The sequence below is a fragment of the Chryseotalea sp. genome, assembly GCF_057350905.1.
In genome coordinates this window covers 79,549-104,515 of record NZ_JBMRCF010000022.1, presented here as the reverse complement: position 1 = coordinate 104,515, position 24,967 = coordinate 79,549, and the positions used below count along the sequence as shown (strand labels likewise).

At 40.0% G+C, this 24,967-nt stretch carries 21 protein-coding genes; 8 read left to right on the top strand and 13 right to left on the bottom strand.

Annotation, left to right across the window (positions count from 1 at the left end; all coding sequences use genetic code 11):
- Position 1 precedes the first annotated feature (1 nt).
- Complete coding sequence (bamJ, locus tag ACO1XM_RS20300) at positions 2–733, bottom strand: BamJ family beta-barrel-assembly machinery protein (RefSeq protein WP_486232459.1); 732 nt, start codon at positions 731–733, stop codon at positions 2–4.
- 103 nt (positions 734–836) lie between these two features.
- On the opposite strand from bamJ, the gene ACO1XM_RS20295 reads away from it, so the two are divergent.
- Positions 837–1,349 (top strand): hypothetical protein, encoded by a 513-nt coding sequence (locus ACO1XM_RS20295; protein WP_486232457.1) that lies wholly within the window; start codon positions 837–839, stop codon positions 1,347–1,349.
- Positions 1,350–1,484: 135 nt separating this feature from the next.
- Here ACO1XM_RS20295 and ACO1XM_RS20290 read toward each other — a convergent pair whose 3' ends face one another.
- Positions 1,485–2,828: a sensor histidine kinase gene (locus ACO1XM_RS20290; protein ID WP_486232455.1), complete on the bottom strand. Its 1,344-nt coding sequence runs from the start codon at positions 2,826–2,828 to the stop codon at positions 1,485–1,487.
- Between the two features lie 142 nt (positions 2,829–2,970).
- A complete protein-coding gene (locus tag ACO1XM_RS20285; RefSeq protein WP_486232453.1) occupies positions 2,971–4,356 on the bottom strand; it encodes a sigma-54-dependent transcriptional regulator in 1,386 nt (461 codons plus the stop codon).
- Positions 4,357–4,729: 373 nt separating this feature from the next.
- Here ACO1XM_RS20285 and ACO1XM_RS20280 point away from each other — a divergent pair, with 373 nt between their 5' ends.
- The 6 genes from ACO1XM_RS20280 (at position 4,730) to ACO1XM_RS20255 (ending at position 14,923) form a co-directional block, all read left to right on the top strand.
- A complete protein-coding gene (locus ACO1XM_RS20280; RefSeq protein ID WP_486232451.1) occupies positions 4,730–5,977 on the top strand; it encodes an efflux RND transporter periplasmic adaptor subunit in 1,248 nt (415 codons plus the stop codon).
- Positions 5,978–6,140: 163 nt separating this feature from the next.
- The gene (locus tag ACO1XM_RS20275; protein WP_486232449.1) at positions 6,141–6,830 is read left to right on the top strand and encodes an ABC transporter ATP-binding protein; all 690 of its coding nucleotides are present in this window, start codon (positions 6,141–6,143) and stop codon (positions 6,828–6,830) included.
- Positions 6,831–7,067: 237 nt separating this feature from the next.
- On the top strand, positions 7,068–9,473 hold the full coding sequence (locus ACO1XM_RS20270; protein WP_486232447.1) for an ABC transporter permease: 2,406 nt from the start codon (positions 7,068–7,070) through the stop codon (positions 9,471–9,473).
- Positions 9,474–9,659: 186 nt separating this feature from the next.
- The gene (locus tag ACO1XM_RS20265; protein WP_486232445.1) at positions 9,660–12,089 is read left to right on the top strand and encodes an ABC transporter permease; all 2,430 of its coding nucleotides are present in this window, start codon (positions 9,660–9,662) and stop codon (positions 12,087–12,089) included.
- A gap of 58 nt (positions 12,090–12,147) precedes the next feature.
- Positions 12,148–14,565 (top strand): ABC transporter permease, encoded by a 2,418-nt coding sequence (locus ACO1XM_RS20260; protein WP_486232443.1) that lies wholly within the window; start codon positions 12,148–12,150, stop codon positions 14,563–14,565.
- Positions 14,566–14,647: 82 nt separating this feature from the next.
- Complete coding sequence (locus ACO1XM_RS20255; protein ID WP_486232441.1) at positions 14,648–14,923, top strand: hypothetical protein; 276 nt, start codon at positions 14,648–14,650, stop codon at positions 14,921–14,923.
- Between the two features lie 195 nt (positions 14,924–15,118).
- On the opposite strand, the gene ACO1XM_RS20250 is transcribed toward ACO1XM_RS20255, so the two are convergent.
- Genes ACO1XM_RS20250 through ACO1XM_RS20230 form a run of 5 tightly spaced genes read right to left on the bottom strand, consistent with a single transcriptional unit; the run spans position 15,119 to position 19,402 of the window.
- Positions 15,119–15,820, bottom strand: a complete 702-nt coding sequence (locus ACO1XM_RS20250) for a lycopene cyclase domain-containing protein (RefSeq protein WP_486232439.1) — start codon at positions 15,818–15,820, stop codon at positions 15,119–15,121.
- Positions 15,821–15,828: 8 nt separating this feature from the next.
- Positions 15,829–16,323: a sterol desaturase family protein gene (locus ACO1XM_RS20245; protein ID WP_486232437.1), complete on the bottom strand. Its 495-nt coding sequence runs from the start codon at positions 16,321–16,323 to the stop codon at positions 15,829–15,831.
- A 1-nt stretch (position 16,324) separates the two neighbouring features.
- Entirely contained in the window at positions 16,325–16,801 is a 477-nt protein-coding gene (locus ACO1XM_RS20240) for an SRPBCC family protein (RefSeq protein WP_486232435.1), read from the bottom strand.
- 43 nt (positions 16,802–16,844) lie between these two features.
- The gene (locus tag ACO1XM_RS20235) at positions 16,845–17,555 is read right to left on the bottom strand and encodes a hypothetical protein (protein ID WP_486232433.1); all 711 of its coding nucleotides are present in this window, start codon (positions 17,553–17,555) and stop codon (positions 16,845–16,847) included.
- Between the two features lie 20 nt (positions 17,556–17,575).
- On the bottom strand, positions 17,576–19,402 hold the full coding sequence (locus tag ACO1XM_RS20230; RefSeq protein WP_486232431.1) for an LTA synthase family protein: 1,827 nt from the start codon (positions 19,400–19,402) through the stop codon (positions 17,576–17,578).
- 312 nt (positions 19,403–19,714) lie between these two features.
- Between ACO1XM_RS20230 and ACO1XM_RS20225 the strand changes: the two genes are divergently transcribed.
- Positions 19,715–21,421 (top strand): amidohydrolase, encoded by a 1,707-nt coding sequence (locus ACO1XM_RS20225; RefSeq protein WP_486232429.1) that lies wholly within the window; start codon positions 19,715–19,717, stop codon positions 21,419–21,421.
- A gap of 162 nt (positions 21,422–21,583) precedes the next feature.
- Here ACO1XM_RS20225 and ACO1XM_RS20220 read toward each other — a convergent pair whose 3' ends face one another.
- From ACO1XM_RS20220 to ACO1XM_RS20200, 5 genes are all read right to left on the bottom strand, one after another.
- Positions 21,584–22,177: a YdeI/OmpD-associated family protein gene (locus ACO1XM_RS20220; RefSeq protein ID WP_486232427.1), complete on the bottom strand. Its 594-nt coding sequence runs from the start codon at positions 22,175–22,177 to the stop codon at positions 21,584–21,586.
- A 33-nt stretch (positions 22,178–22,210) separates the two neighbouring features.
- Complete coding sequence (locus ACO1XM_RS20215; RefSeq protein ID WP_486232425.1) at positions 22,211–22,561, bottom strand: TonB-dependent receptor plug domain-containing protein; 351 nt, start codon at positions 22,559–22,561, stop codon at positions 22,211–22,213.
- 185 nt (positions 22,562–22,746) lie between these two features.
- The gene (locus tag ACO1XM_RS20210) at positions 22,747–23,310 is read right to left on the bottom strand and encodes a hypothetical protein (RefSeq protein WP_486232423.1); all 564 of its coding nucleotides are present in this window, start codon (positions 23,308–23,310) and stop codon (positions 22,747–22,749) included.
- 233 nt (positions 23,311–23,543) lie between these two features.
- Positions 23,544–24,131, bottom strand: a complete 588-nt coding sequence (locus tag ACO1XM_RS20205; RefSeq protein WP_486232421.1) for a hypothetical protein — start codon at positions 24,129–24,131, stop codon at positions 23,544–23,546.
- A 107-nt stretch (positions 24,132–24,238) separates the two neighbouring features.
- Positions 24,239–24,904: a hypothetical protein gene (locus tag ACO1XM_RS20200; protein ID WP_486232419.1), complete on the bottom strand. Its 666-nt coding sequence runs from the start codon at positions 24,902–24,904 to the stop codon at positions 24,239–24,241.
- Positions 24,905–24,967: the final 63 nt, after the last annotated feature.

Below are 24,967 nucleotides of genomic sequence, written 5' to 3'. Positions count from 1 at the left end.
ATCAATTCACTTTTATCAATTCCACTTCAAAAAGCAGCGTTGAGTAAGGAGGGATCTGTGCACCACTGCCACGCTCCCCATAGGCAAGGTCGTAAGGAATATACAACATCCACTTATCACCTTCCTTCATTAATTGTAAAGCCTCAGTCCAACCGCGGATAACACCACTTACGCCAAAGGTAGCCGGCTGACCACGTTTTATTGAACTATCAAATGGAGTTCCGTCTATTAAGGTGCCTGCATAATGAACGGTCACGCGGTCTTGCGCAGTGGGTTGTTTACCATTGCCTTGTTGCAGCACCTTGTATTGTAAGCCGCTGGCGGTTGTGATTACACCTTCTTTCGTTTTATTGTTGGCTAAAAATTGCTGACCTGCCTCTTTTGCTTTCTCAGCCTTTCTCATCATGGCTTGCTGCATATAATTTTGCACGAGTCCCATGGCTTCATTTTGATCAACTAAGAGTGTTTTACCTTCCAGTACATCTTTTAAACCTGCTGATAGTGCTTCGAGGTCAAGCGAATCTGCTCCTTGTGCTTTTACATTAGAGGCCATCAGGGTGCCTAATGAATAGCTGATTTTAACCATGGGGTCTTCCATGTTCAAGGTTTTAGGTTTCTTGAGTTCAACTATTTCTGATTTTAATTTTTCGATCTCGGTTTGCATTTCTTTTTTTGATTGTGCCACTATGCTGGTGCTAATAGTGAGGGTTAGAATGAAGATTAACGTTCTCATGTTTTGGTTATTAAGACTACAAATAAAGTTAAAAAGAAAGTCAAGGCATAGCTTTGCCCGGCAGAAATGGGGTGCCTGAGTACTAATTGGCTCTACCTGGATTATGGAAACGAATTATTTTGCCCGATTGGTTTACATTAATCTTTTAACAATAATTATCTTGAGCCACAATTTGCCCCAGTTTTTTATGGATAGTTATGGAAATTTGTTCAACCGTATTAGTTATCTTCAATATCCCTTGATGCTGCTCGGACTGTTTTATTGCTATCGTCCTCTTTTCACCGATTTATCAACCTTGTTTGTAGAGATGAACAAGGCTCTTGTGTTTTTGGGTTTAGGTATTAGCTTTTCGGCACTTCAGGACACAAAAAAGGTTCAGAATAATTTTTCAAAACGTATTTACCAGAATCCTCGATCTACAAAAATCTTTATCAGGATTATGATGGGAATGGTGCTCTTTTTTTGTTTGACAGGTCTGGCGGCATTTTTCACAGTAGAAAAGAATGCCTTCAGCGAGCTTGCATTCGGATTGATTTCTGTTGGAATCGGTATGATAGGTATGTTGAAAGCCGCAGTTGAAATGGCGGAGTATCAGCAGAGTTTGAATAAGATTTAAGATTTAAGATTTAAGATCTAAGATTCCTAACAAAGGATATTTCGTTTTTAGATATTTAAATTTGGCAAAAAACTTCAAACCTTCAGCATCAAGCCTAGAACTTCGAGCCTCGAGCCTCCAACTTCTAACCTCGATTTAAAATTTTAGTGTAAACACCGTTTTTACATCCGGTTCTGAAACTACTGTTATCGATCCATTGTGTAGTTGCATAATCTGTCTGGACAAGCTTAAGCCAATACCTGACCCACTGCGTTTGGTTGTATAAAAGGGCACAAAGATATTCTCAATAGCCTCTTTAATGATACCTGGCCCATTATCGATGATGTCAATTTTTATGGCGTTATCCTGAAGATAAGCTTTCAGTGATAAACTGGCATCCTTTGTTTCGGCTAATGCTTCTTTAGCATTTTTAAGTAAGTTAATGAGTACTTGCTCAATCATTTCCTCATCTGCCTGTATGGTAATGTACTCTGAGGCACAGCTTACTTCAAATTTTATGTTGGTGCGTTTCAGCTCTTCTTTCATTAAAGTTGAAACTTTATCCACTAAATCTTTTAGCCTCACACTTTTGAAAACCGGTTTCGGTAAAGAGGTATATTCTCTGTAAGCATCGATAAACTTAATAAGTCCTTTGCTTCTGTTTTCAATGGTGAAAAGCCCGTCTTTTAAGTCAGTGGCAGTTTCGTCATTGATTTCAAAATGATCTCCCTGCTTTTTTATATCGTGTTCTAATATTTCACGCAGGGTGGAGGTTAAAGAAGAAATGGGTGTGATCGAGTTCATGATCTCATGTCTTAACACCCTGGTCAGGTTCTGCCAGGCTTCGGCTTCCTGCTTCTGTAATTCTCCTTGAATGTTTTGTAGTGTTATCAGCTTAACATCAACACCGCGTATGCGCAGCTCAGTACATTGTATAGTAAGTTGTAAATCGTTACTGGCCTTATACAATTCGCTTTTACCGGCCTCAACCGAATTGATGTTGTGATACAGTTTTGGATTTAAGTCAATCAACTCCCGGATGTTTTTAATAGTGTTGGTGCCGATGTAACGTTTTGCATTGTTGTTAATCAGCTGAATGTTGCCATCACTATCAAAAGAAATGATACCCGTACGCACCTGCTGAACGACTGTGTTCAAATACTGCCAGCTTTCTTCCTTTTCACTTCTGGCTTTTCTGAAGGCCTCCATTACTTCATTGAAAGCAATATTCAAATCTTTAAAACTATTGCCTAGTTTATGATCAGCTGCAAAGCCTGAAATAAAGTCAGAGTACTTAATTGATTCGAGAAAGCGAGTCAGTTTGCGGTTGGTCTGGCTCACGAACCTGAAGATTTCTGCCAATTGCCCGATAATAACAAAGCCTACCAGCACAGAGGCAAAAAGCATATTGGGTTTACTCACCATAAACATGAGTAAAGCCATGCTTGTACCCAGCAGGAGGGTTCTTAATAAAGCACGGGAACGGAAGTCTTTTAACATGTAATTTGAAAATTTGATGATTTGATCATTTGAAGATTAATTAACTTGATGACATTTAATGAACGACAAGTAAAGCAATTGGAAGTTGCTTCTGCGAAGTCAATCATTTTCAAATCTTCAAATTTGCACATTTTCAAATTGGTTATAATCCATGCTTTTCCAATCGCCTGTATAACGATGATCGGGTGAGGCCTAATTCACTGGCCGCCTGGGTTATGTTGCCATTATATTTTTTCAATACTTTCCTGATTAATAGTTTTTCCACTTCATCGAGGTTGTACTGATCTAAGCTTAACTGTTGGTTCTCTTCTTTTGGGGCTGTTGCGTTAAAATTAAAATCTTCGGGCTGCAATACACTGGCATTACTGAGAATAACAGCGCGCTCTACCGCATGTTGAAGCTCACGAATATTACCTGGCCAGGTATGTTTGTGCATGCGGGTTAAGGCGGCATCGCTGATCTTACTGATATTCTTACTGTACTTTTCAGCGTATTGCTTTAGAAAAAAATTGGCCAGTAAAGGAATGTCTTCAAAGCGCTCTCGCAACGAGGGGAGTTGTATTTCGATGGTGTTAATTCTATACACTAAATCTTGCCTGAAACGGTTCTCCTTTACCATATCGTACAAAGGCATATTGGTAGCACAGATTAAACGGATGTCGATATTGGTTTCTTTGTTGGCACCAACCCTGCTTACGCGTCTGTTTTGTATAACGGTAAGTAATTTTGCTTGCAGGGGCATGGATAGATTGCCGATTTCATCCAGAAATAAGGTGCCGCCATTTGCCAGTTCAAAGCGACCGGCACGGTCTTCTTTGGCATCAGTAAAAGATCCTTTTTTATGACCGAAGAGTTCGCTTTCAAAAAGTGTTTCTGTAATCGATCCTAAATCCACACTAACAAAGTTCTGATTTTGTCGCACAGAGTTTTTGTGAATAGCTCTTGCAATCAATTCTTTGCCGGTACCATTTTCGCCAAGAATTAAAACATTGGCGTCCGTCTTTGCCACACGATCGATGGTGGCAAATATTTTTTGCATGATGCTGCTTTGCCCGATGATTTCGCTGTAGCGGTGATTGATCTCGCGGTTGATCTCCTGATTTTTTACTTTTAAAGTCTCTACCTCATCACGTGTTTCACGTAAGCGCATAGCCGCATAGAGCGTTGCCAGCAACTTCTCGTTCTCCCAGGGTTTCAACACAAAGTCAGTAGCACCGGCTTTAATGGCTTTTACAGCCATTTGTACATCGCCATAAGCTGTAATGAGCACCACAACAGCAGAAGGATCAATTTTTAGAATTCTCTCCAGCCACATATAGCCTTCATGCCCGCTCACAACATCTTTAGTGAAGTTCATGTCAAGTAGAATCACATCATAGTCTTCCTGATTGAGTAGGCCTGGTATTGCTTCAGGATTCTTTTCTATGTCTACTTGCGAAAAATGTCTTTTCAAAAACATTTTTGCTGCTTTCAACAAGTCTTCATTATCATCAATAATTAAAATCTTTCCGTGTTTAGCTTCAGTCATAAAAACAGTCTTTTCTAGTGTTACAGTGCTCTCATGTACTCCTGTTTGGTTGTACAGGCAAGCAACATGTTCACTATGCTCATGGCTTTGTCACAAAGGGCATACCGAAGCATACAAGCCTTTAATGCCGCTCAAAAATGCATTTTTAAAAGAAATTATTCATAAAAATTTGTTCGCAATCGGACAGGTACGTCCAGTTGTGAACTTGGGAACGAACACATTTCCATGTTTTTGATGCTTTTTTCGCAGATTCCTGCTTGGCACATTTGTTGGCAATAGAGGGATAGTTGATTTTGCGAATGGAGGGCTTTATGACCTGGTGCCATAAGTATCTACAAGCAAAGACTAACCACCAACCATCAACAACTTTATAATGGATAAGCAGATTAAAAAGAAGACCTGGACACTTAAGCGTATTGCTACTTTTGGCGGTGGCGGATTATTAGTCATTTTCATAGCCTATCAGTTGGTTTTTGCTGACAGACGTTCTAAACTAAAAATTGAAAAAGATAAGATCACCATTGCTACAGTAAAGCGTGGTGTGTTTCAGGAGTTTATTCCACAAACCGGAACAGTCGAACCAAGTCGCACGGTGTTTCTGGATGCCATTGAAGGTGGTAACATTAAGCGTGTTGTAGCTGAGAGTGGTGCTATGCTAAAGAAAGGTGATGTGATTATGGAGCTTAGCAACCTGAATCGTGAGTTGACTGTATTGCAACAGGAAGCGCAATTGAATGAAAGCATTACGCGTCAGCGCGACACACGTCTGGCGATTACAAGAAATGATTTGGAGCAACGCCAGACATTAGCCTTGATTGACAACCAGTTAGCAATTCTGGGGCCTCAATATCACAGACAGAAGCAACTATTTGAGAAAAAACTCATCTCTAAACAAGATTTCGAGAGAACTGAAGCTGATTATAAGTACAACGTGGAAAGAAGACGCATCACGTATGAGGTGTACAAGAATGATTCATTGGATCGAATCCGTCAATTACGCGAACTTTCTTTCCGTGAATCTAAAATGACTGAAAGCCTTGTAGGCGTAGGAAGGATTCTTGATAATCTGGTGATACGTGCTCCCATAGACGGGCAGTTATCGCGACCACAGTTGGAGGTGGGGCAAGCAGTCAATCAAGGCCAACGCATCGGGCAGATTGATGTGGTGGGTAGTTATAAAGTAAGTGTACAAATTGATGAATTGTATTTACCACGCATTTCTCAGGGATTGCATGCCACAACCAGTTTTAACAACAGGGATTATGAACTTCAGATCACCTACATCTATCCAACAATTGCAGGCGGTCGTTTTCAGGTGGATATGAATTTTGTTGGCGAAACACCTGATGGTATCCGGAGAGGCCAATCATTACGCTTGCGTATAGAGTTAGGCCAATCTTCAGAAGAATTACTCTTGCCAGTTGGCGGATTTTATAAGGATACCGGTGGAAACTGGGTATATGTGCTGGACGGAGAAAACAAAGCAGTGAAACGAAATATACGACTTGGCCGTAAAAACACCGAGAACTTCGAAGTATTGGAAGGATTGCAGCCTGGCGATAAAGTGATTACCTCTTCGTACGAGAATTTTGGTAACAACGAGGTTTTGATCTTAAATTGATAGAAATAGAGACGCAAGCTAAATTGGATTCTAAAAAATAATTGTAAATTAAAGTGTAACCATTAAGATAAAGCTGAGTCATATAGAGAAGTAAAACTTTTAATGAATCAGCATCATCCTACTGAATATATTAAACCAGAACTTAAAAATTTGAATTAAAGCCATGATAAAACTTAAAAATCTTGAGAAGGTCTATCAGACTGAAGAAGTAGAAACAACAGCATTGAACAACATCAACCTTGAAATAAAGGATGGTGAGTTTGTTGCCATAATGGGTCCTTCAGGTTGCGGTAAATCAACCTTATTGAACATTTTAGGATTGTTAGACAATCCTTCAAATGGAGAATACCATTTTGGTGAACATGAAGTTGCCAAATATTCAGAACGCCAGCGTGCACAATTGCGCAAAGGCTCAATCGGTTTCGTATTTCAGAGCTTTAATTTGATTGACGAATTAACGGTTTACGAAAACGTAGAACTTCCTTTATTGTACATGAAAGTACCTGCGGACGAGCGTAAAAAGCGTGTGGAAGAAGTTTTGGAGCGCATGAATATCATGCACAGAAGAAACCACTTCCCTCAGCAGCTATCCGGTGGTCAGCAGCAGCGTGTGGCTATCAGCCGTGCCATTGTAGCAAAACCTAAAGTGATATTAGCCGATGAACCTACTGGTAACCTGGATTCAACCAATGGTGAAGAAGTAATGAAATTGCTTTCTCAGTTGAATGAAGAAGGAACAACCATCATCATGGTTACTCACTCTCCTTATGATGCTAACTATGCTCACCGCGTTATCAACTTATTTGACGGTAAGGTGATCACAGAAAATGTGAAAGAACAGTTTCATATTTAATAGATACGTAACAAATCTTTTAAAAGCCACCCGATTACTTCGGGTGGCTTTTTTGTTTTTTGGTGGATAATATCCGTACACAGTACTGTTCGTATCTGAACATCGCCCGAACAGTGTTCTGCGCATTCAGCGTTAAAAGAAGCATTATGATATTGGCATATAAATGGATTCCTCTGTAACACTATGCAACTTCCTTCGTCTTATACCTGTCTTTAGCTGTAACCAAAAAACTCAGCCATGATCAAAAACTACCTCCTCATCACGCTTAGAAATTTATTAAAGAACAAGCTCTTCATCTTTATCAATGTATTTGGTATGGGTGTGGCCATTGCATGTTGTATCGTAGCCTACCTCAATTGGGAATACTCTGATAAATGGGATGCCAGTTTTTCGAATACAGAAAATATCTACAGAGTTCAGTTTTGGCGTGAGTTTCAGGGTAAGCAAGAGCGCTACGGTATTATACCTATGCCGGTAGCAGGTTATGTGAAGCAAAATATTAAAGATGTAGCGGCAGTTACGCGCTTTCATACCACTTACAGCGACATGCGTATCGGGGATGAAATATTTGGTACGCAGATGGCCTTTGCCGATTCTTCTTTCTTCTCTTTTTTCGATTATAAGCTTAAGTACGGAACACTTGAAAATTTCTATGACAAAAGCCAAATTTTTATCAGTGACGAAACAGCCAGAAAATACTTCAATAAAGAAGATGTGGTTGGCGAAATGCTAACCCAAATTATTTTGAATAAAGATGGGGTAAGAAACCCTAAAGAATTTATCATCGGTGGTGTATTTGAAAAGAAGCCTACTAACATAAGCTTTGGCTTTGAAGTAATTACCTTATTCGATAATTTCTGGGAGGTGAACCGCGATCCGGAAATGAGTGAAACAAGCTGGAAGCGCTGGACGGGTGCTTTGTTTTTAAAGATCAACGATCCATCGCTGGTGAAGAGTGTTACTGCTCAACTTCAAAATTATGTGGAGCCCCAGAATAAGGCACGGGAAGATTTTAAGATTACTTCTTATTACTTACAACCCTTTGTAGGGATGATGTCTGCTAATCGCGCCAATCCAAGGTTGAATAGCGATTGGATGCGGGGTGGTATTCCGAGCGAAGCGGTAGTGGTGCCCGCCATCATGTCTGTTATGCTTTTGCTATTGGCCTGTTTTAATTTTACCAATACTTCTATTGCTATATCGAGCAGGCGCTTAAAGGAAATTGGTATCAGAAAAGTAATGGGTGGTTTGCGTTTTCAATTAGTCGCACAATTTTTAGGTGAAAACCTGATCCTGTGTTTTTTAGGATTGATTGCAGGTTTACTTTTGGCGGAGTGGTTAGTGCCAGCCTATGATTCATTATGGCCTTGGTTGGATTTAAACCTGAGTTATACGGAGAACATTGGCTTCTTATTATTCCTTGTCTTGCTGTTGATTATTACCGCGCTGATTGCCGGCAGTTATCCTGCTTTTTACATTACGGCATTTGAGCCGGTAAGCATTTTAAAAGGTAAAGCAAAGTTTGGTGGTACTAACTGGTTTACGCGCATTTTACTGGGCGGACAATTTGTGATATCACTGCTTTCTATCATCATGGGGGTAGCCTTTTATAACAATGGGGTGTATCAAAAAAATTATGACCTGGGTTTTGCTACCTCAGGCGTTATTTCTGCATGGGTAGGCAATGAAGCGGGCTTTAACACCTACAGAGACGCACTTGCATCAAATCCTGATATTATCACCATTGCCGGCACAAACAACCATGTGGCTACTGGATTTTATAACGATCCTGTTAAGTATGAATCTTTAGAACGCGAAGTAGACATCATGGATGTAGGCGATGAATATTTTGAGGCGATGGACATGACCTTAGTGGCGGGAAGAAAGTTTATCAAAGATTCTGAAACAGATATAAAGGAGTCGGTAATTGTTACTGAAGAATTTATTAAAACCTTCGACTGGAAAGATGATGTGATTGGAAAAAGATTAGTGTGGATGGATACCGTTCAGTTATATGTAGTAGGTGTAGTAAAAAATATTTACAGCCGTGCCTTGTGGGAACCTATTGAACCCATGATGATTCGCTACGCCCCCCCGGCTAAGTTTCAGCAGCTGGTGGTTAAAACAGCGCCTGGAAAAACGGCTGCAGTTCATGAATACATGGAACAAAAATGGAAAGAGGTTTTCCCTAACTCACTGTATACTGGTCAGATGATCGATCAGGAATTGCAGGAAACAAACGAGATCAATGCTAATGTTACCACCATGTTTGGCTTCCTCGGTTTCTTTGCAGCACTTATGACCGGCATCGGCCTGTACACCCTCGTGTCGCTCAACATCGTGAAGCGTATGAAAGAGATTGGTGTGCGTAAAGTACTGGGTGCTTCAATCAGCAATATTGCAGGTGTTATCAATTTCGAATTTATCATTAACCTGGGTATTGCCACCTTGTTGGGTGGTGCCTTAGGCTTCTTTGCCGCGAATGCCTTGATGGATTCTATCTGGGAATATTATTTACAACTGAATTATGTTTCACTGATTGTATCGGTAAGTGTAATGGTGGTGGTGGCTCTATTGGCTGTTGGATATAAAACGATCTCCACCGCGATGTTAAATCCGACTAAAACTTTACGTGATGAGTAATCTTGTTAAGAGCTTAGGAGTGATAAATGAAAGGTAATAATAGTTGTCCATGGTCAATTGTCCTTAGACTATTAACCATGGACAATAAACTGATGCAGATGAAATTGATTTTTGTTTACTGACACTGTAACATGAATAGAAACCGAAGCGTCCAAGGCATGTAAAAGACTCCTAACCGCACTGCATATGTTAAAGAACTACATCCTGATCGCCTTACGAACAATTCGTAAACACCGCACCTTTTCATTTATCAATATTTTTGGCTTGGCTGTGGCCATGTCCATTTGTATGGGCATAATTATGTTGGTGGCCGACCAAATGATGGTCGACAGGCATAATCCGCTGGCAGAAAGAATTTACAGAATCAATTCTATTCCCTATTACAGAGAAGAGGGTAATTTGCCTGGTAACGAAGCCGCAACGACAACGTTGCCCCTAAAGGAAGAATTGCTCACCAAATATACAGGGGTGGAAAAGGCTGTGCGACTGATGCGCGGTTTTGGCAATAGCTGGATGGAGCTGGAACCTGGTCATGATATTAATGTGCCTGTGAGTGGATTTTTTGCAGACCCTGAAGTGCTGGAGGTTTTTAACCATGAACTCTTATATGGAAATCCTGCAACTGCTTTGATCGAACCATACTCCGTGGTGTTGACCAAAGAAGCTGCTGAAAAATTATTTAAAGTTGAAAATCCCGTAGGTGAATCGTTAAAAGTTGGTGAGCTGGGTACCTATAAAGTGACAGGTGTTATCAAAAAGACAGAAAACAGATCGCACATTGTTGCTGAGGCTTTTGCCAGTATGGCTACCGTTAAAAGCTTGCAGGCGGCTGAAGTATTGGGTGGCGATCTGGACAGCTGGAATAACTACACCATGGGTTGGGTGTATGTGGTATTGGAGGAAGGAAAAAGTATTGAAGCCATTGCGCCTCATTTGACTAAAATCAATCAGGATCATTACGGAGATCTTCCACCTGATACTGGTGTGGAGATAAAATATGTACCACAGAATTTACTTGATATACTTCCGGGTAGAATGATTAATAACCCCATTGGTCCTTTTATGCCCTGGTTCCTGATTTATTTCCTGTCTGGTATTGCAGGCATTGTATTGATTACTTCGTGTTTTAATTTCACCAATTTGTCTATTGCCCGTTCATTAACGCGTGCCAGAGAGATTGGTGTTAGAAAAGTAACAGGTGCTATGCGTTGGCAATTATTTACACAGTTTATCAGTGAGTCGGTTGTGATTGCTTTGTTTGCCTTAGTCTTTGCAATCGTCTTTATCTATGCTTTACGTCCTTTTATTGAAGACCTCGCTTTTGCAAGATTCCTGAAATGGAATCTATCTGCAAATTATATCGTGTATGGAATTTTTCTGGTGCTGGCTGTTGTAGTGGGTATTGTAGCAGGTTTGTTCCCCGCTGTAGTCTTGTCTGGTTTCCAACCTATTAAAGTGTTAAAGAACCTGAATAACACCAAACTGATGTCGAAAGTAGGACTGAGAAAAGCCTTATTGGTTGTTCAGTTTTCACTTTCCATGATTTTTATACTGACAGTAATTGTACTCTATAATCAGCTGAATTTATTCCTGCATAATGACAATGGTTTTACTACAGCTAATAAACTAATTGTTCCGGCCAACAGCACATCCTTAACTACCTTAAAGACAGCACTGGAAAAAGAAAGTAATATTAGAAGTGTGTCTGCGGTTTCCCATGTACCCCTTACTGGTATTGGCTATGGAGAAGACGTGAAGCTTTCAATGGAAGAAGAAGAGTGGCGCAATATTAATTATTATGCAGTGGATGAAGATTACCTGAAGAACATGGAACTCGACTTAGTGGCTGGAAAATTTTATTCCAGTGAACTGAACAAATCCAATGCTAATTTTATTGTATTAAATGAAGAGGCTGTCAAGGCGTATCAGTTAGGCACACCCCTGGAAGCTATTGGTAAAACAATTATCTTCAGAAGAGATTCTACAGAGAAACAGGTTATAGGTGTTGTAAAGGATTATTTCTACGAATTTTTCGGTGAGCGTATCATGCCAATGGCCTTGCTTTACAGTCCGGAAGAATTTAAGCAATTGCAGGTTGTATACACGGGTGATTATAAACAGGCTGCTGCCACGGTTGAAAAAGTATGGGCAGGGATTAATCCTGGAATAAAAGCTGATGTAAGAGATTTCGAAGCTGAGTTAGGTGAACTTTTTCAAATCATCTTCGGCACCTTGCTGCGTGTACTAAGTTTCATTGCCTTCCTGGCCATTGTCATATCCTGTCTCGGTTTATTGGGCATGGCTACCTACACCATAGAAACGAAGAAAAAAGAAATTGCTATTAGAAAAATATTAGGCACCAGCGACAAGTCACTTGTCTTTAACCTTTCTAAAGGCTATTTAATTATCTTGTTGCTGGCTATACTTATCTCAGTACCTGCAGCATACTTTATCAACAATTTCTGGTTGCAGAACCTGGCCTATCATGTTAATGTCGATTTCTTAACGATTTCCATTGGGATATTAGTCTTAATTTTCTTTGGCTTGTTTACTGTTGGTTCACAAACAATACAGGCCATCAGAATTAACCCGGTAGATAATTTGAAAAATGATTAATAAATAAAGCAACCCTATGTATCATTTTGACGTCTGCATATAATCAACTCTTACTGTTATGTTAAAAAATTACTTCAAAATAGCTATTCGTAATATAAAGAAGCACAAGTTTTACTCAGCCATTAACATTTCCGGGCTTGTTATCGGTATTGCCTGCTGCTTGCTGATTTTTGTCTATGTTAAAGACGAGCTTAGCTACGATCGTTTTCACCGCAATGTTGAGAACATGTACCGTATTGGTTTGCATGGTAAAATAGCGGGACAAGAAATTTATACCACTAACTCATGCTTACCATTGGGACCCACCATGCAGGATGAAATCCCTGGTGTTGAATCGATGACGCGCTTAAACCCCTTTGGCAGAAACAGAGGTGTGGTATTCAAATATGAGGAGAAAATTTTCTCGGAGTTTAATATACATTATGCCGATTCTAATTTCTTTGAATTCTTCAGTTTTGAATTGTTAGCTGGTGATAGAGCAACGGCATTAAAAGAACCAAATTCCGTGGTCATTACTGAGGCGCTTGCGAAAAAATATTTTGAAAGTGAGGCCTTGGGTAAAATGCTTGTAATCGGAAATGGTAACGAGACCTTCAAGGTAACAGGCATTGTAAAAGAAGCACCAGGTAACTCGCATCTTAAATTTTCAGCCTTACTTTCTTTTTCTACTATTCTTGATGATCCCAATGAAATTTATGCAGGCTGGACAGGTAATTCACTCCAAACCTATGTAACACTGAACGACCAGACAAAACTGGAAGACGTTAATGCCAAACTTGAAGATATAGTGGCGAAGTATGTGGGTGTGGAATTGGAGCAAGGTCTAGGTATTAATTTCGATGAATTCAAAAAACAAGGAGGTATTTACAGTTATGTAGCCTATCCTATCGTTGATTCACACTTGCGCAATAAATTTCCTGACGATCTGGAACCGACAAGCGATATCCGTTATGTATATATATTTTCCGGTATAGGTATTTTCATTTTGCTACTGGCTTGTATCAATTTCATGAATCTTTCTACAGCACAATCTGCAGGGCGTGCTAAAGAAGTGGGCTTACGCAAAACCCTGGGCTCGCAACGCGGGCAAATGATGTGGCAATTCTTGTCTGAGTCATTGGTGTATAGTTTAATAGCTGTCATCATTTCAGTGTTGGTTTGTTATGCAGCACTACCTTACTTTAATTTGCTTTCAGGCAAGCAGCTCAGTATTGAAGCCCTGAGGGATCCTATGTTTTTTGTTTCCGCCACAGCGCTTGTATTGCTCGTAGGTTTCTTAGCAGGCAGTTATCCTGCCATTTACCTTACCTCCTTTAATGTAGTGGAGGTTTTAAAAGGTAAGGCGCGCGGAGGTATGAAAACCAAAGGCGTTCGCAGTTCCCTGGTTGTGTTTCAATTTGCAGTGTCTATCTTTTTAATTATTGCCACCATGGTTGTGTATTTGCAGATCGACCATATGCAAAATAAAAATATGGGTCTTGATCAACGCAATGTGTTTGTTTTGAAAAATGTAAATCGCTTGAACACACAAAGAATTGCGTTTAAGAATTCAATCCTTGAGCAAAGTGGTGTAGTGGGCGCCTCTTATGCCAATAATACATTTCCAGGAGCTAATAATATCAATGTGTTTCGCGCCAAAGGTGTTGAGGTTGATCATCTCTTAATGAAATACTATGCCGACTGGGATCAGGCGGAGGTTTTAAAGTTTAAAATGAAAGAAGGCAGGTTTTTATCAAAAGATTTTGCTTCCGATTCAATGGCCTGCGTTATCAACGAATCGGCTATGCGCGAATTTGGCTGGACAGAAAGTGAAGGCAAAGAAATTATTGACTTTAATTTTGAGACACCCCAAACCATCAAAGTAGTAGGAGTAGTAGAAGACTTTAATTTTGAATCGCTTAAAAAACAAGTGATGCCGGTATTGATAAGGCTTACAGATCAATCTTCTAATCTCTACATCCGCTACAGTGGCTCACCGAAAGATATTGTGGCTTCTGTAGAATCGATCTGGAAACAATATGCTCCTGGGGATCCATTTGAATATGTGTTTCTCGATGAAAATTTTGATACCCTATTCAGAGAAGAGCAGCGCTTGCGCGATATCTTTACAGTGTTCTCTTCACTCGCTATTGCTATTGCCTGTTTAGGTTTATTTGCACTGGCAGCTTTTACTACGGAGCAGCGTACTAAAGAAATTGGCATCAGAAAGGCCCTGGGTGCCTCTGTTACAAACCTGTCCTTACTATTATCCAAAGAATTTGTAATTCTCGTACTCATCGCCCTGATTCCGGCCATAGGCCTGGGTTGGTATTTGGCCAATTGGTGGTTAGCTGATTTCCCATATAGAATTGAACTGAGTCCTTTCATTTTTATAGGAAGTGCCCTTGTCTCTATTCTAATTGCATGGCTTACTGTGAGTTACCAATCCATTAAGGCAGCGTCAGCAAAACCGGTTGATTCATTGCGTTATGAATAACGCTTTTCAATGTTAAGTTTATGTTACCACACTGACTATTTACATAACATTGCATACATTGAGAATTCATTTGCCACTTGTTATGGAGAAAAATAAAGTAAACAAAAAGAAAATTGCCTCAGACTTGTCAACAGCTTTTAGTACAGCGGTAGCTTCAGTAGAAGGTGCACGTGCCGGAAGAAAGTTGAAGAAACTAGTTGCTAAAAGTGCCAAGAAGATTGCGGGAAGAATAATTGAACAAATTAAGCGCGATTTAAAAAAAGCCGAAGCGGCCTCAAAGTCCATTAATAAACTTGAAGGTGCTTTGAAGGGCGAGAAAAAGAAAAAGAAAGTGAAAACTGAAAAGGCTCCTAAATAGGAGCCTTTTTATTTGTGATCTCAATTCATTCCTTTTAACACTTTGTTATTATACCTGCTGATAAGGTTTGTTTTTACCTTAAATCCGTCTGACCGCTTCTTACTTCTGCATTCAGCGGTCTGACGGATTGTCTAGGTTGTCTAATTAAACGAAATTGATTTTTAAATTAGGAGTATCCCAAAAGATTGACAGAGTCTATTTTGTCCCGAATCTCTTTTTGAAAGCTTCGTAAATGGTAGTTACCATTAACAACATCAGCATGTTGTAAAACAAATCATCAAAAGGAATGGTGCCCATGCGGATGTTCAGGTTCTCTGCATTATTATACCAAACCACTTCTTCCTCAATAAAGGATCCGGTCAATATGCCATTCACTAAGAAGAAAGGTATTTGAACGAAAATATAAGCGAAATAAAACTTTCCTAAGTATTCACTTTTCCACCAATATAAATGCATCAGCAGAAAAATGGCAAGGCTTATAAAAGTAACTGATGTATACCAGCGATGTGTATTCAGTAAACCTGCTATTAATAAGAAGCTGATCAATACCGCGGTAATGAGCCTGCTATAAGGTTTTAAATAATCCTTCTTCGAAAGGTGCTGAGAAGAGAAGTAGATAAAAATGCAGGCATAAGGAATGAAAATAAAAAATAAAACTTCTTCCAAAGGAAGACTGCCGAGGTAAATGCCAGTGAGGTAGCGACTGTTAAAGCCCCAGATACCCATTTGAGTAAACACCTCGTCCCACACAATAAATACAATTGCTGTTATGAGTAAAGCGGGAAATAGAAATTTCCATTCCTTCGAAAAATTAGCTTTAGGGTAAAAGCTAAACAGAAAAGGAAATGAAATAGACCCTATGTCCAGTGCAAGGTATAAATAACGTTCGTTTAACACTGTTGGATCTATTGAGTTGCCTGACGATCTTTTTTTAATTCAAGGTGATTGACATCATACTTCTTTGGCGCAATTAAAAAACCAAATGCCTCACAGTCTTCTTTAGTGTGCTTAGCATGGTGTATGTAATGCGCGTGAATCATTCGATTTAAATAACTGCTTCGTTTTTTTGGTCTCCACTTTACACGCTGATGTACAATCACATCATGAAAAATTAAATAAAAAAGCCCGTAGCAAAGTATACCCACCGCTACTGAGAAAAGGTAAGGACTCTTATAAACTGTAGTTGAAATAATAAACAGAGCGATAGAAGGAATACTGAAGACAACAGCGAACCAGTCATTTTTTTCGAGTGAATGATCATGCACAGTATGATGCGATTTATGCCAGGTCCATAAAAAACCGTGCATGACATACTTGTGTGTAAACCAGGCTACGAATTCCCAAAACAGAAAAGTACCAACTGCAATGATGACACAAAGACTAATCGTAATCCAATCCATGTTATTTACTATTTACTTTCTCTGAAAAATATTTCTCCAGCACTTCATAGCGATGATCAAAAATAGCATTTACCGTACGGCCTACAAAGAGGAGATTCGCTAAACGCCCCAATGGCCCCAAAGGAATGCCGTAATTAACCTCATCTACCATTTCCACACCTCCGGGCACAGCCTTGAAATGGTGCTGGTGGTGCCATAAAGCATAGGGTCCAAAACGTTGTTCGTCCACAAAGTAATTGGGCTCTTGCACATGACTAATTTCAGTTACCCAATGCATGGGTACAAAAGGCAGACCATATACCTTATAACGAATTAACTGTCCGGGATACATTTTAGTGCCTCCGGATTTGTATAAAATATTGAAGCCCATGTGTTTGGGCGTAATTTTTTCCAAGTTGTTGGGTGTAGAAAAAAAATCCCAGGCTTCCTGAAGACTAATGGGCAAAAATTGCGTGCGCTTGAGGTTGTAAATTTTCATCGCACGTATAACAGTAAAAACAGCTAATTGTTCACGTTTTTGGCTATCTTCTTCTTTTTGGTCGGGCTTTACCCTGGCCACCGCTGCTCATAAATACACCCACCGAAAATTCTAATCCGGTTAGGTCCATCTTGGCATCTTCATAATTGAAATCCTTTGTTTCAAGCGTACCATTTCCACCAGTATACGTACCCTGCATAGCAAAACCGGCTGCTCCGGCCAGGTAGTTAGTCTCCAACGATACGCCTATCTGTTTTGTAATGTTGATTGTTAATTCAGCGCCTGCCATCCAGCCATAGCCTGGCTGACTTTTAAAGCTTGCATCGGCATTGGCCACCTGCCAGTTTTCAGCGGTGCGAATAGCCCTGTCTAAATGACCGTGGTTAAGTTTATTGGCAAAGGGTACAAAGCCAAAGCCACCGCCCTTTAGTTCGAATGATGCACCATTGCCTCTAAGCGCAAAAACAAGTTGCACGGGTACAAACAGTGTAAAGTTAGGACCTACAATAGGCTCTTTCGTAGTAAGGGGTATGTCTTTTACCATCAGGCCAGACATGCGGTAGAGGGAAGCGCCTGTTTCCAATGAAACATAGTTGTTAAAATTAACACCTACACCTCTGAGTGAAAAGGGGCTAATGGGCGTGGAGAAATAACCATTCTTTGGAATAAAGTACGAGAACGAAAGACCAAAGTCTTGTGCCTGCGCGTATGTGCACAAGAACAATAGAGTGCATAGTAAATAAATTTTCTTCATCTTATTGTGATGCGAATCGCCTAACGTTTATTAAAATCTGAATACAATTTCTGCTGATAGGCTTTTCCTAATTCCATTTCAGCTTCACTTACATTTTCAGTCTTCACAAAAATTTTAGCGGTATTGTCGTAAACCATCAGTTTATTTTCAGGTAACACAAAACCAAAGCCGTTGTTGAAAAAGAACGCAGCATGTGGATTTAATGTATACGCAAAAAGATTTTTACTAAAAATAAATTCGGGTGAAGCTGCCTTTAGCTGTGCCAGTAGGGTATTGGCTATGTCCGTCTGGCTGCCGACTGTATGAATTACTGAATCAGTTTTAACAGCACCACCTAAAAATAATAAGGGTATCCGAAATCTTCTGGAAGATTGTATATCCTGATTATCAGGTAAGCGATGCCCGTGATCTGCCGTAAGAATTACCAGCGTATTAGCCCAGTCATCTCTTGTTTTGAGTTTATCAATGAAAGCACCGATACAACTATCAGTATAGTGGCAGGAGTTAAAGAAGCGATGCTCAAGACTGTTATCTGTAAACTTAGGCTTAGCCGGAACATCAAAAGGTTCATGACTACTTTGTGTTAACCAAACTTTAAAGTATGGAGCTTGTGCGGTATCGAGTTCTTCAAGAGCACGCAGACCAACAAAGCCATCATGCACGCCCCATTTTGAATCGTTTAAGTCGTCATCAAAATCTTCATCTTCCGTGAGTGCATCAAAACCGGATGCTGTGATGTAAGACCTGAAGTTGGCAAAATCCGCATCACCACCATAAATGAAAGAAGTTCTATAACCGAGTGCTTCCATTTTTTTATTTAACGAAGGCAACTTTTGCGTTTTACCAGGAAACTTAATAATGGATGAGTTAGGTTGTGCAGGATAAGCGCTTAACACACTGCTTAATCCTTTATCGGTACGATCACCGCTCGCATAAAAATTATCAAAGAGAATGCCTTCTTTACTCAATGCGTTAATGCGTGGCGTAACACCAGGCACACCGCCCAGCGCTTCGATTACCGAAGCTGTGTAGCTTTCTATGATAATCAGTACAACGTTCGGCTTTGGTGTATTTAAAATGCTGAACGTTGAATCGCTCTCTGGATAAAGATTCTTAAAATGATTTTCTGTGAGTTGCTGATCAAAAAAAGTTTCAGGGTAAACAACGCGTGAACTGCTGCTCAGACTTCTGAAGAAATTCCACACAACATTAATGGCTGCATGGTTGGCATACATTTTTGTGGTATGAAAATAGACAAAGCCGGTGTTCATTGTAGCCACTGTAAAACTTCCCCGGATGCAGATGACCATGGCAGCGCTTACCAGCAGGAGTACGAGTGCTGATTTTTTACTTGCAGCTGTCAGCTTCCAGAGGGCAGGCGCAATCCACCTCAAATAGAGCCAGACAAAAACCAAAGCCAGTGCAGCACCGATGAGCAACACTTTAATGGCAACCCACAGGTCAATGCTACCTGCGGCACCAGACCCCATGTAAAACAAGGGAGTGTTGTTCATTCGAAAACCCCAATGTCTGTAAAGTTCAAGGTCGACAATAACGATGATGATTTGTAAAAACAAGGCCAGCATGGTGAGGCCAAAGATTGCGTAGTAAATCCAACGACCTTTGATCAGTGTTGATGCTGTTAAAAAAAGACCTGATAAAAGCATAACGTAGCCAGTCATGCTCAAATCCATGGGTGTGCCGTAGAGGAGAGACAACAGCATCTCAGCGAAGGTAAGTTGACTGCTAAAATCATAGTTATAGGCAAGGAAACTGATGCGGATTACGGACATGAAGAGCATCCAGTAGAGCATGAGTTTAGCGAAAATCCAGAGACGTGCGCGCATAGCTTGGTTAAAGCGCAAAGATACGTTTTTAAGGTTCGTTTAGGATAGTGGGGTCAGGTATTTGTAGATCACTTATTTCTAGTATCGCCTCCCGCCAGGGCATGACACGATATGTAGTAACCTTATGAATATCAACTCATCACCGAATTAATCCATCACCAAATCAGCACACCATCACATCAGCACATCAACGAATCAGCATATCACCGAATCAAAATCCCTACCGAACAAATCATCCTGGGGTCTGTTAAAGAATCCACAGATAATTTTCTGAAAAATATCCTTAACATTACAGTCTAAGCTTAAAACCCTATGCAAAAGTACATTCACATGTTCATACTGGCGATGCTTTCATTCGCTTGTTCTCAACAGGAAACGGCAGATTTAGTCGTTAAAGGCGGTACTATTTACACCGCAGATGCTAATAACAATACCGTTGAGGCGGTAGCAGTAAAAGGCAACAAGATAATCGCAGTAGGATCAACCACAGATATCGAAAAATACATTGGCGAAAAGACTGAGGTAATCAACCTCGAAGGCAAGATCATGACGCCCGGTTTTATTGAAGGGCATGGCCATATTATGGGCGTGGGTTACAACGAACTCAACCTCGATTTAATGAATGTAAAAAGCTACGAGGAAATGGTAGCCCAGGTGAAGGAGGCTGTTGCCAAGGCACAACCCGGTCAGTGGATTTTAGGCAGGGGCTGGCACCAGGATAAGTGGGATGTGAAACCTGAGAAAATGGTGAAGGGTTTTCAAACACACCAGCTGCTGAGTGAAGTATCTCCGAACAACCCTGTGTTTTTACGCCATGCCAGTGGGCACGCAGCGATAGCCAACGCCAAGGCGATGGAATTAGCAGGGGTTAATCAATTATCCAAAGAAGCTTTGAGCCAGACCTCAGAAGATGGTGGTGAAATTATCAAAGATGAATTAGGTAATCCTACCGGTATTTTCAATGAGCGCGCCATGACGCTTATTGCCTCTCAGATTCCAGAGAATACAGCGGAAACCGATAGACAGGCCTTGGAACTGGCCATTAAAGCTTGTTGGCGCAATGGTATCACCAGCTTTCATGATGCAGGCGCCAGTCGCGAAAACATTGCTTTGTTTCAAAGCTTTCAGCGAGAAGGAAAATTGGGTGTACGCTTATACCCCATGTTAACCGGATGGGATCTTGATTATGTATACGAGCTTTTTGAAAAGGGCCCGATTGTAGACAGCACTTATTTTTTAAATGTGCGTTCTGTTAAATTGAATTGCGATGGTGCTTTAGGCTCACGCGGTGCCTGGTTATTAGAACCCTACACCGATCGCCCTGACTTCTCTGGCATGGCTACTTACTCTATGGACACTGTACTAAAAGTTTCGCGCAAAGCATTGGCTTCTGGCTTTCAGGTGTGTGCACATGCCATTGGCGACAGGGCCAATCAGGAAATACTCAATCGCTATGAGCAGGCCTTTACTGAAAATCCGGAGAAGGCCACCAACCACCGTTTTAGAATTGAGCATGCACAGCATTTACATCCCACCGATATTGGGCGCTTTGCGAAGTTAGGTGTAATACCGGCCATGCAAGCCATACACATGAGCAGCGACAGACCTTGGGCCATTGACAGGCTGGGGGAGAAGCGCATTAAAGAAGGTGCTTATATGTGGCAAACATTATTGAAGTCGGGTGCGGTGATTGTTAACGGAACCGATGCACCAGTAGAACCCTTAACACCGATTCCTTCATTCTATGCATCAGTAAGTCGCATGACGCTGAAAGGTGAGCCTGCAGGTGGTTATGAGCCTGAAGAAAAAATGACGAGAGATCAGGCCCTGCGTTCGTATACTGTAGATGCGGCCTTTGGTGAGTTTGCAGAAAAAGTAAAAGGTTCTATTGAAGTAGGTAAGCTGGCCGACTTCACTGTTTTCACCAAAGACATTATGAAGGTGAGTGAAAAAGAAATTCTGGAAGCGGAAGTAGCCATGACGGTGGTTGATGGGAAGGTGGTTTATAGGAAAGAATGATTTAGACTTTAGACGTAAGACTTAAGACTTAAGACTTAAGACGTAAGACGTAAGATGTAAGATTTTAGATTTACGAATTTAGATTTACGAATTTTGAATTTTGAATTTTGAATTATATCGTCAATCACTAGAAACTCGCAGCTCAAGGCTAGCAGCCAGCAGCTATGATTTCGGTACATACTGATTGGCTTTCTCGTTTTTGGCTGCGAGCCTTACGGTTTCTTCTATTCGCTTGGCGCGCGTCTCCGGTCTTTTGGCGTTATAAATCCAATCTAAAATACCACGTCTGGAAGAGGGTGAGAATTTTTGCCAATGGGCATAAGCCTTAGGTTTTTTATCGAACAGCACTTGAAGGTCATCGGGAATGATTAGCTGATCTACCTTATCGAGTGCTTCCCAGGAGCCATTTTGTTTGGCAATGGCGATGGCTGCATAACCGGCCTCCGTCATTAAGTCCTGAGCTATCAACTTTTCTACCTTGAGTTTATTAACCTTACTCCAATTGCTTTTCGGATTTCGCTTTGCGAAGAATTGATAAAAACTTTCCTCGTCTCTTTTATTGGGCTTGCTGTCAATCCAGCCAAAGCAGAGTGCCTCATCTACCGCTTCCGGATAGTAGACACTTTTTGTACTGCTGCTTTTTTTATAGATGATGAGCCAGACTGCTTTTTTACTGACATGATTTTTCTTTAACCAATCACGCCACGCCTTTTGATTCTTGGCATAAAAGGCAGGAATGCCGTTGTTGTATTCCACGACCTTCTGTTTGTGTGTATAGGTGATTCGATTTTAAAGTGCCTCGAATTTCTTTTTTAAGGAAGGGGAGAGGTCTTCAAAGTTTTTAAAAGTGATAATCACTACACCATGATTGTTATCGTTGTAAGCAGCAGCAGCCTCACCTTTTAGTACTTGTATTTCCTGTATGGTATTAGGATCGATGGTATTGAAATCTACGGTTTTATTTTGTTGTGCATTGTAGACAAGTGTTTTGTCATCTACTTTTAAAACGTAGGTGGGTTGTTGTGCGCTTTTGTTATAAATTTTTACGCGATCAAAAATTTTATCCGTTTCATCTTGTGCGAAACTCACTACGGGACTTAGCAAAAGCAATAGTGCCAATAAGTTTAAGGTCTTTTTCATAATATCAAATTTATCAGTAGAGGAGTAAGAGACTTTTCAGTGAACTAATGTAGCATAAAATTCCGGTATGGTAAACACAGGGCTTATGTTTTTGCTGGAAAACAGCAGAAATTCTGGTGAGATTAAGATTTCTTAAGTTGAGTTAAGGGAAGAGGTGACGTGTAGCTATTATTGCGGCCAGTTGTTTAATCACAGTAAATAGCTAATCTTATTTGCCTGTATTCATTTTGGTCTCGGCCGAACATAAATAAATAGGCATTTACTTTTCCAGTCCATTTAATTCCATCTCTAAATGTTTTGTAATTGAATTCCTTTTGATTGATTTCAATTTCTGTTGGTTCTCCTAGTTTAGTTGTCAGATACTTTCTCAGCTTATTAAATTGTTTTTGAAATTCCGCTTTTTGGTCACTGGTTCTAGCTTTGTCCCATTGATACAAAATCACTCTCACTATACTGTCAGGAGCTGAATAATAGTAGTCAGTACTGATGCGAAATGAGTTTGTTTTCTTTTCAAAAGTCCGGGGTTTTGCTAAGTTAAAATTTTTGGAATTCGGATAAATATCTTCTCCGATTAAGATTAAATGGTTCGGGGAGATGTCTTTGTGTTTCTGACTTAAGTTCCATCTTGTCGCTCTGTCGACTGTTAATTGACTTATGTTTTGAAATCGTTCAGCGGTAAAAATTTCCTTGTTAGCAGAACATGAACCAAAAATCAATATTGTAAATGGTAATAGTAATCTAAATGTCATAATACTTTATTGAGCGTTCGCACAACATTCACAAACATCACTCTGTTCATATGTCAAATGGCAAAGAAGAGACAGGGTCACAACTAAAAATGATTTATACGTCATCATAGGGATCTTTCCAATTTTGTCTTGCAGCTAATGTTGATGTGTGCACAATTTAAATTTACCTTTAAAATGATTAACCAATTTTAAATCGGGCGTACACATTGTTACCAGCTGGGTCATTTTCAGCTTCACTTTAATCTTACAAAGTATATCTTCTCTGGCCACAAGTACTCTTGCGTCCCATAACCACCAGTAAATGGGTGTGACGAGTAAAGTGTAAGTGTTTTGTTAGGCTCAATGTCAAGCACTATTCCACAATGTCCATAAGCTCTACCTCCGAATACTTTCCAAAATTGCACGAAGTCACCTGGTAATACTTCACTGCTCTCCCTTATCTCTATTCCTTTGTTACTTCTTAAAAGTGCCGTCTGTACTCCCTTAATTATCGGAGCATCAGCTTCAATTAAACTGTCCAACTCAGAATCGGTGATTATTCTTATGTCGTTCTTTTCTGTCTTTGTCAGCGGTCTTACTTTGTCAATTACCTTAATCACAAATTCGGTGCAGACTGCACTTTCGTATGTTGGGGCTAAGTCTTCTCCCATAGCTTGTGTAAATTCCACAACTTCTCTGTTGGTCACAGGTAGGCCAACTAATTTATCTGCCTCAATTTTTCTGTCAACTGGCCACACAGGTTGTGTATTGTACCAAATTGTTCCGAGCAAAGCAACTAGTCCTACGATAACAAACAAGCTAATGGTTAGTAATCTCTTCATTAAAATTTCATTGCCGGTAACGCTTGGTTAAATATGTTACTTTTATTCGTTAAAAAAATTGTTAATCAAAAGTAAGGCTTTTGTCATCTTTCGTATGGCTATTTTTGTCAGAATATCCCTCTTGCTTTAAGAACTCCTTCTTTCTTGACAGTAAACAGGTCTTCGATATAAGTTCCCATAAAAGGATAAGCTTTGTTTTTAACGATTTTAAAATATTTTGATGGGAAGAACTCTTCAATCCTGTCTTTGTCGTAGTGTTTAAGGTCGTAGAAAACTTGCTCCTTAAATTTTATTCTTTGAGGTTTCAAGTCTTTTCTATGGTGGTCGTCAAATTTGTAAGGATCACCAGGACTTGCCCATTTATTTTCCTTGGTTTGATAAACATCAAAATATTGATATCTCTCATGATATAGTGTGCTATTATAGTTTGATAAGAATAATAAAACCGTTTTATAGTTAGAAAAACCAGGTTTTCCATAATGATCGTAGGCAATGAATTGAATAGTATCCCCTTTGTAAGTTCCGTGTACTAATTGCAAAACCTTATATTTTGCAACATACCTGCTGTCCATACTTATAGTAACCGTTTTGACAACAGTTTTTTTGCCATTTCTAATAATTGTATCCGGTGGTGATTCTTTTTTTTCCTCAGGGGAGTATTTGACCTCTATGATTTCTCCTACAAAAACAATCAAACTGTCTTTGCGACTTTGTCCAAGTGTATAGTCAGTTACAAAAGAGAGTATTAGAAATATCAGCACTCTAGTCTTCATAAAAGTATAGCGTTAAAGCTTGTTTACGAGGCGTTACTTTTATCTTAAAAAAAATAATTAATT

Bases quoted from the DNA above. Each gene is read 5' to 3' on its own strand.
- ACO1XM_RS20245 (WP_486232437.1), bottom strand. From the start codon at position 16,323: ATGGATTGGATTACGATTAGTCTTTGTGTCATCATTGCAGTTGGTACT.
- ACO1XM_RS20285 (WP_486232453.1), bottom strand. From the start codon at position 4,356: ATGACTGAAGCTAAACACGGAAAGATTTTAATTATTGATGATAATGAA.
- ACO1XM_RS20260 (WP_486232443.1), top strand. From the start codon at position 12,148: ATGTTAAAAAATTACTTCAAAATAGCTATTCGTAATATAAAGAAGCAC.
- ACO1XM_RS20230 (WP_486232431.1), bottom strand. From the start codon at position 19,402: ATGCGCGCACGTCTCTGGATTTTCGCTAAACTCATGCTCTACTGGATG.
- ACO1XM_RS20205 (WP_486232421.1), bottom strand. From the start codon at position 24,131: ATGAAGAGATTACTAACCATTAGCTTGTTTGTTATCGTAGGACTAGTT.
- ACO1XM_RS20210 (WP_486232423.1), bottom strand. From the start codon at position 23,310: ATGACATTTAGATTACTATTACCATTTACAATATTGATTTTTGGTTCA.
- ACO1XM_RS20225 (WP_486232429.1), top strand. From the start codon at position 19,715: ATGCAAAAGTACATTCACATGTTCATACTGGCGATGCTTTCATTCGCT.
- ACO1XM_RS20280 (WP_486232451.1), top strand. From the start codon at position 4,730: ATGGATAAGCAGATTAAAAAGAAGACCTGGACACTTAAGCGTATTGCT.
- ACO1XM_RS20275 (WP_486232449.1), top strand. From the start codon at position 6,141: ATGATAAAACTTAAAAATCTTGAGAAGGTCTATCAGACTGAAGAAGTA.
- ACO1XM_RS20265 (WP_486232445.1), top strand. From the start codon at position 9,660: ATGTTAAAGAACTACATCCTGATCGCCTTACGAACAATTCGTAAACAC.
- ACO1XM_RS20200 (WP_486232419.1), bottom strand. From the start codon at position 24,904: ATGAAGACTAGAGTGCTGATATTTCTAATACTCTCTTTTGTAACTGAC.
- ACO1XM_RS20240 (WP_486232435.1), bottom strand. From the start codon at position 16,801: ATGAAAATTTACAACCTCAAGCGCACGCAATTTTTGCCCATTAGTCTT.
- ACO1XM_RS20270 (WP_486232447.1), top strand. From the start codon at position 7,068: ATGATCAAAAACTACCTCCTCATCACGCTTAGAAATTTATTAAAGAAC.
- ACO1XM_RS20235 (WP_486232433.1), bottom strand. From the start codon at position 17,555: ATGAAGAAAATTTATTTACTATGCACTCTATTGTTCTTGTGCACATAC.
- ACO1XM_RS20290 (WP_486232455.1), bottom strand. From the start codon at position 2,828: ATGTTAAAAGACTTCCGTTCCCGTGCTTTATTAAGAACCCTCCTGCTG.
- ACO1XM_RS20215 (WP_486232425.1), bottom strand. From the start codon at position 22,561: ATGAAAAAGACCTTAAACTTATTGGCACTATTGCTTTTGCTAAGTCCC.
- ACO1XM_RS20255 (WP_486232441.1), top strand. From the start codon at position 14,648: ATGGAGAAAAATAAAGTAAACAAAAAGAAAATTGCCTCAGACTTGTCA.
- bamJ (WP_486232459.1), bottom strand. From the start codon at position 733: ATGAGAACGTTAATCTTCATTCTAACCCTCACTATTAGCACCAGCATA.
- ACO1XM_RS20295 (WP_486232457.1), top strand. From the start codon at position 837: ATGGAAACGAATTATTTTGCCCGATTGGTTTACATTAATCTTTTAACA.